Origin of the sequence: Pseudomonas sp. HMSC08G10, assembly GCF_001808425.1 — a bacterium.
Classification (GTDB): domain Bacteria; phylum Pseudomonadota; class Gammaproteobacteria; order Pseudomonadales; family Pseudomonadaceae; genus Aquipseudomonas; species Aquipseudomonas guariconensis.
The window spans coordinates 1-15,497 of record NZ_KV793316.1 but is presented as its reverse complement, the minus strand read 5'-3'; the positions used below and the strand labels follow the sequence as shown (position 1 = coordinate 15,497).

Sequence of the window (15,497 nt, the reverse complement as noted above, 5' to 3'; positions counted from 1 at the left end):
CCGACGTTAACGTGGGGAAGGGAACGATCAAATTTTTCTTTAGCCACGACAGTGAACCTCTTGCCTAAAGGGCTGGATTAGCCTTGTTTTTTAACGAGTGCTTCGACGATGTTCGACGGAGCTTCGGAGTACTTGGAGAATTCCATGGAGTAGCTTGCGCGACCCTGAGACATGGAACGGACGTCGGTTGCATAACCGAACATTTCTCCCAGCGGGACTTCTGCACGGATAACCTTGCCGGAAACCGAGTCATCCATACCCTGGATCAGACCACGACGACGGTTCAGGTCACCCATCACGTCACCCATGTAATCCTCAGGGGTTACTACCTCAACCTTCATGATCGGTTCAAGCACAACACCGCCGCCCTTCTGAGCCAGCTGCTTGGTCGCCATGGAGGCCGCGATCTTGAACGCCATCTCGTTGGAGTCGACGTCGTGGTACGAACCGTCGAACACGGTAGCCTTCAGGCCGATCAGAGGATAGCCGGCAACGACGCCGTTCTTCATCTGCTCTTCGATACCCTTCTGGATCGCAGGGATGTATTCCTTCGGAACAACACCGCCAACGACTTCGTTGGTGAAGACCAGGCCTTCAGTGATGTTGCCGTTGGCATCCTGGTCCGGCTCGGAGAAGCGGATCCAGCAATGACCGAACTGACCACGGCCACCGGACTGACGAACGAACTTGCCTTCGATCTCGACACCGGACTTGGTGATCTTCTCGCGGTAAGAAACCTGCGGCTTGCCGATGTTGGCCTCAACGTTGAATTCACGCTTCATGCGGTCAACAATGATGTCCAGGTGCAGCTCACCCATGCCGGAGATGATGGTCTGACCAGTCTCTTCGTCGGTCTTGACACGGAACGACGGGTCTTCCTGAGCCAGTTTGCCCAGAGCGATACCCATCTTCTCCTGATCCTGCTTGGTCTTCGGCTCAACGGAGAGCGAGATTACAGGCTCAGGGAAGTCCATGCGCTCAAGGATGATTGGCTTGTCGGCGTCGCACAGGGTTTCACCAGTGGTAACGTCTTTCATGCCGATCAGGGCCGCGATGTCGCCAGCGCGAACTTCCTTGATCTCTTCACGCTGGTTGGCGTGCATCTGCACCATACGACCAACGCGCTCTTTCTTGCCTTTGACCGAGTTGATGACCGAGTCACCAGAGGTCAGAACGCCCGAGTAGACGCGAACGAAGGTCAGGGTACCAACGAACGGGTCGGTAGCGATCTTGAACGCCAGAGCCGAGAACGGCTCGTTGTCGTCGGCATGACGCTCGTCCTGCTGCTCTTCGGTGATCTCTTCCTTCGGCGTATCAGCCAGATCAGGGTGGATACCCTTGATCGCAGGAATCTCGGTCGGAGCAGGCAGGAAGTCGATCACGGCATCGAGAACCAAGGGAACGCCCTTGTTCTTGAAGGAGGAGCCGCAGACGGCAGGAACGATTTCGCTCGCCAGAGTACGGGCGCGCAGACCGGCCTTGATCTCTTCGACAGACAGGTCACCTTCTTCAAGGTACTTGTTCATCAGCTCTTCGTTGGCTTCAGCAGCGGACTCGACCATATTGGCGCGCCACTCTTCAGCCAGCTCCAGCATATCGGCAGGAATTTCTTCCTCGCGATAGGTGGTGCCCTTGTCGTCATCGTTCCAGTAGATGGCCTTCATCTTGATCAGGTCAACCTGACCCTGGAAGTTGTCTTCCGAACCGATAGCCAGCTGGATTGGAACCGGGGTGTGACCCAGACGGTTCTTGATCTGGCCGACAACGCGCAGGAAGTTGGCACCAGCACGGTCCATCTTGTTCACGTAAACAACACGTGGAACGCCGTACTTGTTGGCCTGACGCCATACGGTTTCGGACTGCGGCTCAACGCCAGAGGTACCGCAGAATACGACGACCGCGCCGTCGAGTACGCGCAGCGAACGCTCAACTTCAATGGTGAAGTCAACGTGGCCGGGGGTATCGATGACGTTTACGCGGTAGTTGTCGTACTGACCACGGGAGCCTTTCCAGAAGGTGGTAACGGCAGCGGAGGTAATGGTGATACCGCGCTCCTGCTCCTGCACCATCCAGTCGGTGGTCGCGGCGCCATCATGCACCTCGCCCATCTTGTGGCTCAGACCTGTGTAGAACAGGATCCGCTCGGTAGTGGTAGTCTTGCCCGCGTCAACGTGCGCGCAGATACCGATGTTACGGTAGCGGTTAATTGCTGTAGTACGAGCCATAAAGCCCTCGCAAAAAGATTGATGCTTGAATTAGAAGCGGTAGTGCGAGAACGCCTTGTTGGCCTCGGCCATACGGTGCACGTCTTCACGCTTCTTGACTGCAGCACCCTTGCCTTCAGCAGCATCCAGCAGTTCACCGGCCAGGCGCAGAGCCATGGACTTCTCGCCACGCTTGCGGGCGTAGTCTACGAGCCAGCGCATTGCCAGAGCGTTACGACGGGACGGACGAACTTCAACCGGAACCTGGTAAGTGGCACCGCCTACACGGCGGGACTTTACTTCGACCAGCGGAGCGATGGCGTCGAGAGCTTTCTCGAAGATTTCCAGGGGGTCGCTGTTCTTGCGTGCTTTGACGGTATCCAGGGCACCGTAAACGATGCGCTCGGCTACGGCCTTCTTGCCGCTTTCCATCACGTGGTTCATGAACTTGGCGAGAATCTGGGATCCGTACTTCGGATCGTCCAGGATCTCACGTTTTGCTGCTACACGACGTCTTGGCATGATAAGCCCTCAAACGGTCTTCAGGTTAGCCCGGGACGCGGGTCTTCGACCCCTGCCCGACCTTACTCTTATCGACTCAAAAAATGGATGTCTGCAAACGGCCGATTACTTCGGACGCTTGGTACCGTACTTCGAACGACCCTGGTTACGGCCTTTAACGCCCGAAGTATCCAGAGAGCCGCGAACGGTGTGGTAACGAACACCTGGCAAGTCTTTTACACGGCCGCCACGGATCAGGACGACGCTGTGCTCTTGCAGGTTGTGGCCTTCACCACCGATGTACGAGGAAACCTCGAAACCGTTGGTCAGACGCACACGGCATACTTTACGCAGTGCCGAGTTAGGTTTTTTCGGCGTGGTGGTGTACACACGGGTGCACACGCCACGACGCTGCGGGCAGTTCTGCAGCGCAGGTACGTCGGATTTCTCGACGGTACGCTTACGCGGCTGACGTACCAGCTGGTTGATAGTTGCCATCTACTAGCTCCACTGATTGTCTTGCGACGCTATTGTCTTGCAAGAAAGCCAAAAATTGGCGAGACGGAGCCTCACCAAATTTAAGGGTACAAAAGTCTAAAGAGGATCTTGCACCCAGTCAAGACGAGGCCCCGGCCCTCCCCGTCCGGTCATCGGCAACAATTCATGTCGCCAATGACGTGGAGGATGAACCGGGGCCTAGCCCTGTTCTTAGTTACCGCTGGAGTTCAGCGCTTCGGTCAGTGCGGCTTCCACCTCACTGGCACTTACACGCAGCGGCTTGTCGGCATCACGGCGGCGCTTGCGCTCGCTGTGGTAGGCCAGACCGGTACCTGCCGGGATCAAACGACCCACGACCACGTTCTCTTTCAAGCCGCGCAGGTAGTCGCGCTTGCCGGTGACGGCCGCTTCGGTCAGGACGCGCGTGGTTTCCTGGAAGGAAGCCGCGGAAATGAACGACTCGGTCGACAGCGAGGCCTTGGTGATACCCAGCAGTACACGCGAGAACTTCGAGACGAACTTATCTTCGGCGGCGAGACGCTCGTTCTCGACCAGCACCTGAGTCAGTTCCATCTGGTCGCCCTTGATGAAGCTGGAGTCGCCGGATTCGGTAATCTCAACTTTACGCAGCATCTGACGCAGGATGGTCTCAATGTGCTTGTCGTTGATCTTCACGCCCTGCAGACGGTAAACATCCTGAATCTCGTTGACGATGTACTTGGCCAGCGCGCTTACACCCAGCAGACGCAGGATGTCGTGCGGATCGCTCGGGCCGTCGGAGATAACTTCGCCGCGGTTTACCTGTTCGCCTTCGAAGACGTTCAAGTGGCGCCACTTCGGAATCAGCTCTTCGTACGGCTCGCTGCCATCGGTCGGCGTGATGACCAAGCGACGCTTGCCCTTGGTTTCCTTACCGAACGCGATGGTGCCGCTGACTTCAGCCAAGATCGAGGCTTCTTTCGGACGACGCGCTTCGAACAGATCGGCAACGCGCGGCAGACCACCGGTGATGTCTCGGGTCTTGGACGTTTCTTGCGGAATACGCGCGATAACGTCACCTACACCGATCTGTGCACCGTCAGCCACACCGACGAGGGCGTTGGCCGGCAGGAAGTACTGGGCTGGTACGTCGGTACCCGGCAGGTACAGATCCTTGCCAGCAGCGTCGACCATCTTGATCGCTGGACGGATTTCCTTGCCTGCGGCAGGGCGATCCTTGACGTCCATCACTTCGATGTTGGTCAGGCCGGTCAGCTCGTCGGTCTGACGCTTGATGGTGATGCCTTCCTCCATGCCCACGAAGGTCACGGTACCTTTGAGTTCGGTAACGATCGGGTGGGTGTGCGGGTCCCACTTGGCGACGATAGCGCCAGCTTCGACCTTCTCACCTTCCTTGACCGAAATCACCGCACCGTAAGGCAGCTTGTAGCGCTCACGCTCGCGACCGAATTCGTCGGCGATGGCCAGCTCGCCGGAACGCGAAACGGCAACCAGGTTGCCATCGGCACGCTCGACCTGCTTGAGGTTGTGCAGACGAACCATACCGCCGTTCTTCACCTGGACGCTGTCGGCAGCCGAGGTACGGCTTGCAGCACCACCGATGTGGAACGTACGCATGGTCAGCTGGGTACCCGGCTCACCGATCGACTGGGCAGCGATAACGCCGACAGCTTCACCGATATTCACCTGGTGGCCACGAGCCAGGTCACGACCGTAGCACTTGGCGCAGATGCCGTAGCGGGTTTCGCAGCTGATCGGGGAACGCACGACCACTTCGTCGATGCTGTTCAGCTCGATGAACTCGACCCACTTCTCGTCGACCAGGGTACCGGCCGGAACGATGACGTCCTCGGTGCCTGGCTTGAACACGTCACGGGCGATGACACGACCCAGTACACGCTCACCCAGCGGCTCTACAACGTCACCGCCTTCGATGTGCGGGGTCATCAGCAGACCCTGATCAGTGCCGCAGTCGATCTCGGTCACGACCAGATCCTGCGCCACGTCAACCAGACGACGGGTCAGGTAACCGGAGTTCGCAGTCTTCAATGCGGTATCCGCCAGACCTTTACGAGCACCGTGGGTCGAGATGAAGTACTGCAGTACGCTCAGACCTTCACGGAAGTTCGCGGTAATCGGCGTCTCGATGATGGAGCCGTCCGGCTTGGCCATCAGGCCACGCATACCGGCCAGCTGACGGATCTGGGCAGCGGAACCCCGCGCACCGGAGTCAGCCATCATGTACATCGAGTTGAAGGACTCTTGCTCGACTTCGTTGCCATCACGATCGATGACCTTCTCTTTCGAGAGGTTGGCCATCATCGCCTTGGACACTTCGTCGTTCGCCTTGGACCACAAGTCGATGACCTTGTTGTACTTCTCGCCCTGGGTTACCAGGCCGGAGGCGTACTGGCTCTCGATTTCCTTCACTTCATCGGTAGCGGTACCGATGATGCGTGCCTTCTCATCTGGGATAACGAAGTCGTTAACACCGATGGAAACGCCGGAAATGGTCGAGTAGGCAAAACCGGTGTACATCAGCTGGTCGGCAAAGATGACGGTTTCCTTCAGACCCACCACGCGATAGCACTGGTTGATCAGCTTGGAGATCGCCTTTTTCTTCATCGACTGGTTGACGACGTCGAACGGCAGACCGGCTGGCACTACCTGGAACAACAGCGCACGGCCGACGGTAGTGTCGACGATACGGGTGTTCTTGACGATGCTGCCGTCACGCTCTTTCACGGTCTCGTTGATACGGACCTTGATCTTGGCGTGCAGCGCAGCTTCGCCGGCGCGGAATACGCGGTCGACTTCCTGCAGGTCGGCGAACACACGACCTTCACCCTTGGCGTTGACCGCTTCACGGGTCATGTAGTACAGACCCAGAACCACGTCCTGGGACGGCACGATGATCGGCTCACCGTTGGCAGGCGACAGGATGTTGTTGGTCGACATCATCAGCGCGCGCGCTTCCAGCTGGGCTTCCAGCGTCAGCGGCACGTGAACGGCCATCTGGTCACCGTCGAAGTCGGCGTTGTACGCAGCACACACCAGCGGGTGCAGCTGAATAGCCTTGCCTTCGATCAGCACCGGCTCGAACGCCTGGATACCCAGACGGTGAAGGGTCGGTGCACGGTTGAGCAGTACGGGGTGTTCGCGGATCACCTCGGCGAGGACGTCCCACACCTCCGGCAGCTCGCGCTCGACCATCTTTTTGGCAGCTTTGATGGTGGTCGCCAGACCGCGCATTTCCAGCTTGCCGAAAATGAACGGCTTGAACAGCTCCAGGGCCATCTTCTTCGGCAGACCGCACTGGTGCAGGCGCAGGGTCGGACCTACGGTAATTACGGAACGACCGGAGTAGTCCACGCGCTTACCGAGCAGGTTCTGACGGAAGCGACCTTGCTTACCTTTGATCATGTCAGCCAGGGACTTCAGCGGACGCTTGTTCGAGCCAGTGATGGCGCGACCGCGACGGCCGTTGTCCAGCAGGGCGTCGACCGCTTCCTGCAGCATGCGCTTTTCGTTGCGCACGATAATGTCCGGCGCCGACAGATCGAGCAGGCGCTTCAGACGGTTGTTACGGTTGATCACCCGGCGGTACAGGTCGTTCAGGTCGGAAGTCGCGAAGCGACCGCCATCGAGCGGAACCAGCGGACGCAGATCCGGCGGCAGAACCGGCAGAACGGTCAGGACCATCCACTCAGGCAGGTTGCCCGAACCCTGGAAAGCTTCCATCAGCTTCAGGCGCTTGGACAGCTTCTTGATCTTGGTTTCCGAGTTGGTCTGCGGAATCTCTTCGCGCAGGCGACCAATTTCGTGCTCCAGGTCGATAGCGTGCAGCAGCTCGCGAACAGCCTCGGCACCCATACGGGCGTCGAAGTCGTCACCGAACTCTTCCAGTGCTTCGAAGTACTGCTCATCGTTGAGCAACTGACCCTTCTCGAGGGTGGTCATGCCCGGATCGATAACGACGTAGCTCTCGAAATAGAGTACGCGCTCGATGTCACGCAGAGTCATGTCCATCAGCAGGCCGATACGGGACGGCAGCGACTTCAGGAACCAGATGTGGGCAACCGGCGAGGCCAGCTCGATGTGCGCCATGCGCTCACGTCGAACCTTGGCCAGAGCGACTTCAACGCCGCACTTCTCGCAGATGACGCCGCGATGCTTGAGGCGCTTGTACTTTCCGCACAGGCACTCGTAATCCTTGACTGGGCCAAAGATCTTGGCGCAGAACAGGCCGTCACGCTCAGGTTTGAACGTACGGTAGTTGATGGTTTCCGGCTTCTTAACTTCACCGAACGACCACGAACGGATCATTTCAGGCGACGCCAGACCGATGCGGATGGCGTCGAACTCTTCGACTTGACCCTGGTTTTTCAGCAAATTCAGTAGGTCTTTCAAGGCCTTTCCTCCTGGCGGAGCAGGAAGCGGGCAATACCTGCCCCGCTCCCCTTCGCGTCACGTGTTATTCGGTTTCCAGATCGATATCGATACCGAGCGAACGGATCTCTTTGATCAACACGTTGAAGGACTCGGGCATGCCCGGCTCCATACGGTGATCGCCATCCACGATGTTCTTGTACATCTTGGTACGGCCGTTCACGTCGTCCGACTTCACTGTGAGCATTTCTTGCAGGGTGTATGCCGCGCCGTATGCTTCCAGCGCCCACACTTCCATCTCCCCGAAACGCTGACCACCGAACTGCGCCTTACCACCCAGCGGCTGCTGGGTAACCAGACTGTACGAACCAGTGGAACGCGCGTGCATCTTGTCGTCCACCAAGTGGTTCAGCTTGAGCATGTACATGTAACCAACGGTCACAGGACGCTCGAACTTGTTGCCGGTACGGCCATCGAACAGGACCATCTGGCCGCTCTCAGGCATGTCGGCCAGCTTCAGCATGGCCTTGATCTCACGCTCCTTGGCACCGTCGAAGACCGGCGTAGCCATCGGCACGCCTTTCTTCAGGTTGTTGGCCAGAGCGATGATCTCTTCGTCCGAGAACTCGTCCAGGTTTTCCTGACGACCACCGATCTCGTTGTAGACCTCGGTCAGGAAGCTGCGCAGCTCAGCGGCTTTGCGCTGCTCTTCGAGCATGCGATCGATCTTCTCGCCCAGGCCCTTAGCCGCGAGACCCAGGTGGGTTTCAAGGATCTGACCGACGTTCATACGCGAAGGTACACCCAGCGGGTTCAGAACGACGTCGACTGGAGTACCGTTGGCGTCGTGCGGCATGTCTTCGACCGGCATGATCACGGAGACCACACCCTTGTTACCGTGACGGCCTGCCATCTTGTCGCCCGGCTGGATGCGGCGACGGATAGCCAGGTAGACCTTGACGATCTTCAGCACGCCCGGTGCCAGGTCATCGCCCTGCTGCAGCTTGCGCTTCTTGTCTTCGAACTTGTCGTCCAGCAGACGACGGCGATCGACGATGTACTGCTGAGCCTTTTCCAATTGCTCGTTCAGAGCATCTTCGGCCATGCGCAGCTTGAACCACTGGCCGTGCTCCAGACCGTTCAGTACGTCGTCAGTGATCACGGTGCCTTTCTTCAGGCCCGCGCCACCATCGACCACCTGGCCGTTCAGGGCTGCACGCAGACGCTCGAAGGTCGCGCCCTCGACGATGCGGAACTCTTCGTTGAGGTCCTTGCGGATCTCGTCCAGTTGCATCTTCTCGATGGCCAGGGCGCGGCTGTCGCGCTCAACGCCGTCACGGGTGAAGACCTGGACGTCGATGACAGTACCTTTGGTGCCGGTCGGCACGCGCAGGGAGGTGTCTTTTACGTCGCTGGCCTTCTCACCGAAGATCGCACGCAGCAGCTTTTCTTCTGGAGTCAGCTGGGTCTCGCCTTTCGGAGTAACCTTACCGACCAGAATGTCGCCAGCGCCGACTTCAGCACCCACATAGACGATACCGGCTTCGTCCAGCTTGTTCAGCGCAGCCTCACCCACGTTCGGGATGTCCGCAGTGATTTCCTCTGGGCCAAGCTTGGTGTCACGCGCCACACAGGTCAGTTCCTGAATGTGGATAGTGGTGAAGCGGTCTTCCTGAACCACACGCTCGGACAAGCAGATGGAGTCTTCGAAGTTGAAGCCGTTCCACGCCATGAACGCGATGCGCATGTTCTGACCCAACGCCAGCTCACCCATGTCGGTGGACGGGCCGTCGGCCATGATGTCGCCACGCGCGACCACATCACCTTTGCTCACCAGCGGACGCTGGTTGATGCAGGTGTTCTGGTTCGAACGGGTGTACTTGGTCAGGTTGTAGATATCCACACCTGCTTCGCCGGTTTCTACTTCGTCATCGGCTACACGCACGACGATACGGCTGGCATCGACCGAGTCGATCACACCACCGCGACGAGCAACGACGCAGACGCCGGAGTCACGAGCAACGTTGCGCTCCATGCCGGTACCTACCAGCGGCTTGTCGGCGCGCAGGGTCGGAACAGCCTGACGCTGCATGTTCGAACCCATCAATGCACGGTTGGCGTCGTCGTGCTCGAGGAACGGAATCAGCGAGGCAGCGACGGAAACAACCTGCTTCGGCGAAACGTCCATCAGGGTGACGTCTTCCGGCGCCTTGACGGTGAATTCGTTCAGGTGACGTACGGCGACAAGCTCATCGACCAGTTGCTTCTGCTCGTTCATCGCAGCGGAAGCCTGGGCGATCACGTGATCGGCCTCTTCGATGGCAGACAGGAACACGATTTCGTCGGTGACCACGCCTTCTTTCACCACGCGGTACGGGCTTTCCAGGAAGCCGTACTGATTGGTGCGGGCATAGGCCGCCAGGGAGTTGATCAGACCAATGTTCGGACCTTCAGGGGTCTCGATCGGGCACACACGGCCGTAGTGAGTCGGGTGTACGTCACGGACTTCGAAGCCTGCACGCTCACGGGTCAGACCACCTGGGCCGAGCGCGGAGACACGGCGCTTGTGGGTGATCTCGGAGAGTGGGTTGTTCTGGTCCATGAACTGCGAGAGCTGGCTGGAACCGAAGAACTCCTTCACCGCCGCCGCGACCGGCTTAGCGTTGATCAGGTCCTGCGGCATCAAGCCTTCGCTTTCCGCCATCGACAGACGTTCCTTGACCGCGCGCTCGACGCGCACCAGGCCGACACGGAACTGGTTCTCGGCCATCTCGCCAACGCAACGGACACGACGGTTACCCAGGTGGTCGATGTCGTCGACGATGCCTTTGCCGTTACGGATATCGACCAAGGTCTTGAGGACGTCGACGATATCTTCCTTGCTCAGCACGCCCGAACCTTCGATCTCGGTACGACCGATACGGCGGTTGAACTTCATGCGGCCAACGGCGGACAGATCGTAACGCTCGGCACTGAAGAACAGGTTGTTGAACAGGGTCTCGGCGGCATCCTTGGTTGGCGGCTCACCTGGACGCATCATGCGGTAGATTTCCACCAAGGCTTCCAGCTGGTTGCTGGTGGTGTCGATCTTCAGAGTATCCGAGATGAACGGACCGCAATCGATGTCGTTGGTGTACAGCGTCTCGATGCGTACAACCTGAGCCTTGGCGACCTTGATCAGCAGCTCAGTGGTCAGCTCGGTGTTACATTCGGCCAGGATCTCGCCGGTGGCCGGATGCACGATGGCCTTGGCAGTGGTGCGGCCCAGGACGTACTCCATTGGAACGTCCAGCTGCTTGACGCCGGCTTTTTCGAGCTGGTTGATATGGCGCGCGGTGATACGACGGCCTTGCTCAACGATGATCTTTCCGCTGCCGTCATGGATATCCATGACCGCGACTTCACCACGCAGACGCTGAGGCACCAGTTCCAGGCTGAGTTTTTCGCCGGAAACGTGGAACACGTTGGTGGTGTAGAAGGTGTTGAGGATTTCTTCGGTGCTGTAGCCCAGCGCTCGCAGCAGTACCGAGGCCGGCAGCTTGCGGCGACGGTCGATACGAACGAACACGCAGTCCTTCGGATCGAACTCGAAGTCCAGCCAGGAACCGCGGTAAGGAATGATACGGGCGGAGTACAGCAGTTTGCCGGAGCTGTGGGTCTTGCCACGATCGTGGTCGAAGAACACACCTGGCGAACGGTGCAGCTGGGAAACGATTACACGCTCGGTACCGTTGATAACGAAGGTACCATTCTCAGTCATCAGGGGGATTTCACCCATGTAGACTTCTTGCTCTTTGATGTCCTTGATCGCTTTGTTCGACGATTCCTTGTCGAAGATGATCAGGCGCACCTTCACACGCAGCGGAACAGCGAATGTCACACCGCGCAGGACACATTCCTTCACATCGAAAGCCGGCTCGCCCAGGCGATAGCCGACGTACTCCAGGGCAGCATTGCCGGAGTAGCTGATGATCGGGAATACCGATTTGAAGGCCGCGTGCAGGCCGACGTCGCGGAACTGATCCTTGGATGCTCCCGCCTGCAGGAATTCGCGATACGAATCCAGCTGGATGGCCAGGAGGTAAGGCACATCCATGACGTCCGGCAACTTGCTAAAGTCCTTGCGGATACGTTTTTTCTCAGTGTATGAGTAAGCCATCAGCGTTCCCCAGCTTGGTCACCTGCTTGTTTGGCTCCTTCCGAGCGGAAGCAGCCAGAAAATCTGCAAACCCCATGGTTTGCACACCCTCTTGGGTGTTTTACAGCTCGTTATCGGGGCCGACCTGATCGGCCACCAATAACGGAAAAAGGCCGGTGGCATAAGCCACCAGCCGTCAGCCTTTCGCTCAACGCTTGGGCTGGAGTCGCAAAGTCGAAATTACTTCAGCTCGACTTTAGCGCCTGCTTCTTCCAGCTTCTTCTTCGCGTCTTCAGCGGCTTCTTTCGAAACGCCTTCAGCGATGACAGCAGGAGCGCCGTCTACTTTCTCTTTGGCTTCTTTCAGGCCCAGACCGGTCAGTTCACGAACCGCCTTGATCACGTTGACCTTCTTGTCGCCAGCTTCGGCCAGAACGACGTTGAACTCGGTCTGCTCTTCAGCAGCGGCAGCAGCGCCACCAGCAGGGGCAGCAGCAACGGCGGCAGCAGCGGTAACGCCGAAGGTTTCTTCCATCGCTTTGATCAGTTCAACAATTTCCAGAACGGTTTTCTGGCCGATCGCTTCGATGATTTGCTCGTTAGTCAGAGACATGACTATGAATTCCTGTATTGGGGTGACAGCCTACGCGGCCATCAAATTAAACGTTTGATTTCGAAATAAGCTACGCGGCCTTAGGCAGCAGCGGCTTCTTTCTGGTCGCGCAGAGCAGCCAGGGTACGAGCCAGCTTGCTGGTTGCACCTTGGATTACGCTCATCAGCTGTGCGATAGCCTCGTCGCGAGTTGGCAGGGTTGCCAGCACGTCGATCTGGTTAGCGGCAAGGAACTTGCCGTCGAACGCAGCTGCCTTGATCTCGAACTTGTCCTGACCCTTGGCGAACTCTTTGAACAAGCGAGCAGCAGCGCCCGGATGTTCATTGGAGAAGGCGATCAGGGTCGGGCCTTTGAACGCGTCGTTGAGGATCGAGTACTCGGTGCCTTCAACAGCGCGCTTGAGCAGGGTGTTACGTACGACACGTACGTAAACGCCAGCTTCGCGGGCCTCTTTACGGAGTCCGGTCATTGCGCCTACAGTCACACCACGGGCATCAGCCACGACAGCGGACAGAGCGACTTTGGCAGCCTCGTTGACTTCAGCGACGATGGCCTTCTTGTCTTCGAGTTTAATTGCCACGGGTTTACTCCTGGTTTCTACCGTTTCATCCAGCCGAGGCCGGATGTCGTTTTGGTGTCTGATTCGGTAACGAATCGGGAGCACCATCTGCGTAGGCTTGTGGTTTAAGGCTTGCGCCGCCTACGGTCTTGGATAGCCCCCGCCAGGCAGGGACCCCAATTTTCAGCAGCCGGTGCGGACAGGGCCACACCGGCCGAGCATTACACGTTCAGCGAGCTCTGATCGATGATCAGACCTGGGCCCATGGTGGTGCTCAGGGTGACGCGCTTGACGTAGATACCTTTCGAGGAAGCCGGCTTGATACGCTTCAGATCGGCGATCAGGGCTTCAACGTTTTCCTTCAGCTTGCCAGCTTCGAAGCCGACCTTGCCAACGGAGGTGTGGATGATACCGTTCTTGTCGGTACGGTAGCGAACCTGACCAGCCTTGGCGTTCTTGACGGCGCCGGCTACGTCTGGAGTTACAGTACCCACTTTCGGGTTCGGCATCAGGCCGCGAGGACCCAGGACCTGACCCAGCTGACCCACAACACGCATGGCATCAGGCGATGCGATGACGACGTCATAGTTCAGGTCGCCGCCTTTCATTTCGGCAGCCAGATCGTCCATACCTACGCGGTCAGCGCCGGCAGCCAGAGCAGCTTCAGCAGCTGGGCCCTGGGTGAAGACGGCAACGCGAACGGTCTTGCCAGTGCCATGCGGCAGCACGGTAGCGCTGCGAACGACCTGGTCGGATTTACGCGGGTCAACACCGAGGTTGACGGCGATGTCATAGGACTCGACGAATTTGGCGGCCGGCAGCGAAGCCAGCAGAGTCGCGGCCTCTTCGAAGTTGTAGGCCTTGCCTGCTTCGATCTTCTCGGCGATAGCCTTTTGGCGCTTAGTCAGCTTAGCCATTACACACCCTCCACGTTCAGGCCCATGCTGCGGGCAGAGCCGGCGATGGTGCGCACAGCTGCATCCAGGTCAGCGGCAGTCAGATCAGCCTGCTTGGTCTTGGCGATCTCTTCCAGCTGAGCACGGGTAACGGTACCAACCTTGACGGTGTTCGGGCGAGCCGAACCACTGCTCAGGCCAGCAGCTTTCTTCAGCAGAACCGAGGCAGGGGTGCTCTTGGTTTCGAAGGTGAAGCTACGGTCACTGTAGACAGTGATGATCACTGGAGTCGGCAGACCTGGCTCTTGACCCTGAGTACGGGCGTTGAAGGCCTTGCAGAATTCCATGATGTTAACACCGTGTTGACCCAGTGCTGGACCAACGGGTGGGCTTGGGTTGGCCTGGCCGGCCTTAACTTGCAGCTTGATGTAAGCCTGAATCTTCTTAGCCATGAGCTACTCCAAAATCGGGTACGAACGCCAGATGGCTCCCCGTATGACTTGCGTTTTATCCCAGTGACGACAAAACCCCGCAGCACATAGGGCTGCGGGGTATGGGATGCGTCGTTCGCCTAGACCTTCTCGACCTGGCTGAACTCGAGCTCTACCGGAGTAGAGCGACCGAAAATGAGCACTGCAACCTGCAGCCTGCTCTTTTCGTAGTTAACTTCTTCGACACTGCCATTGAAGTCAGCAAACGGACCATCAATGACTCGAACCACTTCACCCGGCTCGAACAGCGTCTTGGGCTTAGGCTTGTCACTACCATCGGCAACACGACGCAGGATAGCTTCAGCTTCTTTATCGGTGATCGGCGCAGGCTTGTCTGCGGTACCACCAATGAAACCCATGACACGAGGAGTGTCCTTGACGAGGTGCCAAGTCCCTTCGTTCATTTCCATCTGGACCAGCACATAGCCAGGGAAGAATTTGCGCTCGCTCTTGCGCTTCTGGCCGTTGCGCATTTCAACAACTTCTTCGGTCGGGACCAAGATCTCGCCGAACTCGTCTTCCATGCCAGCCAGCTTGACGCGCTCGATCAGGGAGCGCATCACATGCTTCTCGTAACCCGAGTAAGCATGCACGACGTACCAACGCTTAGCCACGGGACACCCTTAGCCAACAATCAAGGAGACCGCCCAGCCGAGCAGGGAATCGAGACCCCACAGCAGCAACGCCATAACCAACACGACAACCACAACAATGAGCGTGGTCTGAGTGGTTTCCTGGCGGGTCGGCCACACGACTTTACGAATCTCGGTACGAGCTTCCTTCGCCAGCGCAAAGAACGACTTACCCTTCGCAGTCTGCAAGGCGACAAAGCCCGCAACGGCAGCCAGAGCAAGAAGCGCAAGGACGCGATACAGGATTGGAGCTGCGGAGTAATACTGATTACCCACAACACCAACGACTACCAATACAACAACAGCCAGCCACTTGAACAGATCAAAACGCGATTCTTGGGCTTCAGTTTTGGGAGTCATCGAGGAGGATCCTGTGAGAAGAAAGCCATCACACCGAGGTGAATGGCAGGTCAGGAGGGAATCGAACCCCCAACCTACGGTTTTGGAGACCGTCGCTCTGCCAATTGAGCTACTGACCTTTAACGCTGTATCAGGCCGGCCATTATGCCGGCCTGATCATGAGAAATCAACTACTTATTCAATAATTTTTGCTACGACGCCGGCGCCGACGGTACG

The 15,497-nt window shown here is 58.0% G+C and carries 11 protein-coding genes and 1 tRNA gene; all 12 read right to left on the bottom strand.

All coding sequences use genetic code 11. The annotated features are described in order from the left end of the window. Window positions 1–77: 77 nt before the first annotated feature. The 12 genes from fusA to HMPREF3173_RS16105 all read right to left on the bottom strand — a co-directional run bounded on the left by fusA (window position 78) and on the right by HMPREF3173_RS16105 (window position 15,400). Entirely contained in the window at window positions 78–2,225 is a 2,148-nt protein-coding gene (gene fusA / locus HMPREF3173_RS16160; protein ID WP_043215341.1) for an elongation factor G, read from the bottom strand. A 30-nt stretch (window positions 2,226–2,255) separates the two neighbouring features. Further along, window positions 2,256–2,726: a 30S ribosomal protein S7 gene (gene rpsG, locus HMPREF3173_RS16155; RefSeq protein ID WP_003246741.1), complete on the bottom strand. Its 471-nt coding sequence runs from the start codon at window positions 2,724–2,726 to the stop codon at window positions 2,256–2,258. A 105-nt stretch (window positions 2,727–2,831) separates the two neighbouring features. Next, entirely contained in the window at window positions 2,832–3,203 is a 372-nt protein-coding gene (rpsL, locus tag HMPREF3173_RS16150) for a 30S ribosomal protein S12 (RefSeq protein WP_003257088.1), read from the bottom strand. Between the two features lie 210 nt (window positions 3,204–3,413). Beyond that, entirely contained in the window at window positions 3,414–7,613 is a 4,200-nt protein-coding gene (rpoC, locus tag HMPREF3173_RS16145; RefSeq protein WP_070574485.1) for a DNA-directed RNA polymerase subunit beta', read from the bottom strand. A gap of 64 nt (window positions 7,614–7,677) precedes the next feature. Continuing rightward, complete coding sequence (gene rpoB, locus HMPREF3173_RS16140; RefSeq protein ID WP_043215345.1) at window positions 7,678–11,751, bottom strand: DNA-directed RNA polymerase subunit beta; 4,074 nt, start codon at window positions 11,749–11,751, stop codon at window positions 7,678–7,680. 219 nt (window positions 11,752–11,970) lie between these two features. Further along, window positions 11,971–12,342: a 50S ribosomal protein L7/L12 gene (gene rplL, locus HMPREF3173_RS16135; RefSeq protein WP_043215349.1), complete on the bottom strand. Its 372-nt coding sequence runs from the start codon at window positions 12,340–12,342 to the stop codon at window positions 11,971–11,973. Between the two features lie 80 nt (window positions 12,343–12,422). After that, window positions 12,423–12,923, bottom strand: a complete 501-nt coding sequence (gene rplJ, locus HMPREF3173_RS16130) for a 50S ribosomal protein L10 (protein ID WP_043215352.1) — start codon at window positions 12,921–12,923, stop codon at window positions 12,423–12,425. Between the two features lie 200 nt (window positions 12,924–13,123). After that, the gene (rplA, locus tag HMPREF3173_RS16125; protein WP_043215354.1) at window positions 13,124–13,819 is read right to left on the bottom strand and encodes a 50S ribosomal protein L1; all 696 of its coding nucleotides are present in this window, start codon (window positions 13,817–13,819) and stop codon (window positions 13,124–13,126) included. Further along, complete coding sequence (gene rplK / locus HMPREF3173_RS16120; protein ID WP_043215356.1) at window positions 13,819–14,250, bottom strand: 50S ribosomal protein L11; 432 nt, start codon at window positions 14,248–14,250, stop codon at window positions 13,819–13,821. The genes rplA and rplK overlap by 1 nt, the downstream gene beginning before the upstream one ends. Before the next feature lie 119 nt (window positions 14,251–14,369). Then, window positions 14,370–14,903, bottom strand: coding sequence for a transcription termination/antitermination protein NusG (nusG, locus tag HMPREF3173_RS16115; RefSeq protein ID WP_011531880.1), 534 nt, complete (start codon window positions 14,901–14,903; stop codon window positions 14,370–14,372). 9 nt (window positions 14,904–14,912) lie between these two features. Beyond that, window positions 14,913–15,281 (bottom strand): preprotein translocase subunit SecE, encoded by a 369-nt coding sequence (secE, locus tag HMPREF3173_RS16110; protein WP_043215359.1) that lies wholly within the window; start codon window positions 15,279–15,281, stop codon window positions 14,913–14,915. A 43-nt stretch (window positions 15,282–15,324) separates the two neighbouring features. Then, window positions 15,325–15,400: transfer RNA gene (locus tag HMPREF3173_RS16105), tRNA-Trp, on the bottom strand. Between the last annotated feature and the right edge of the window lie 97 nt (window positions 15,401–15,497).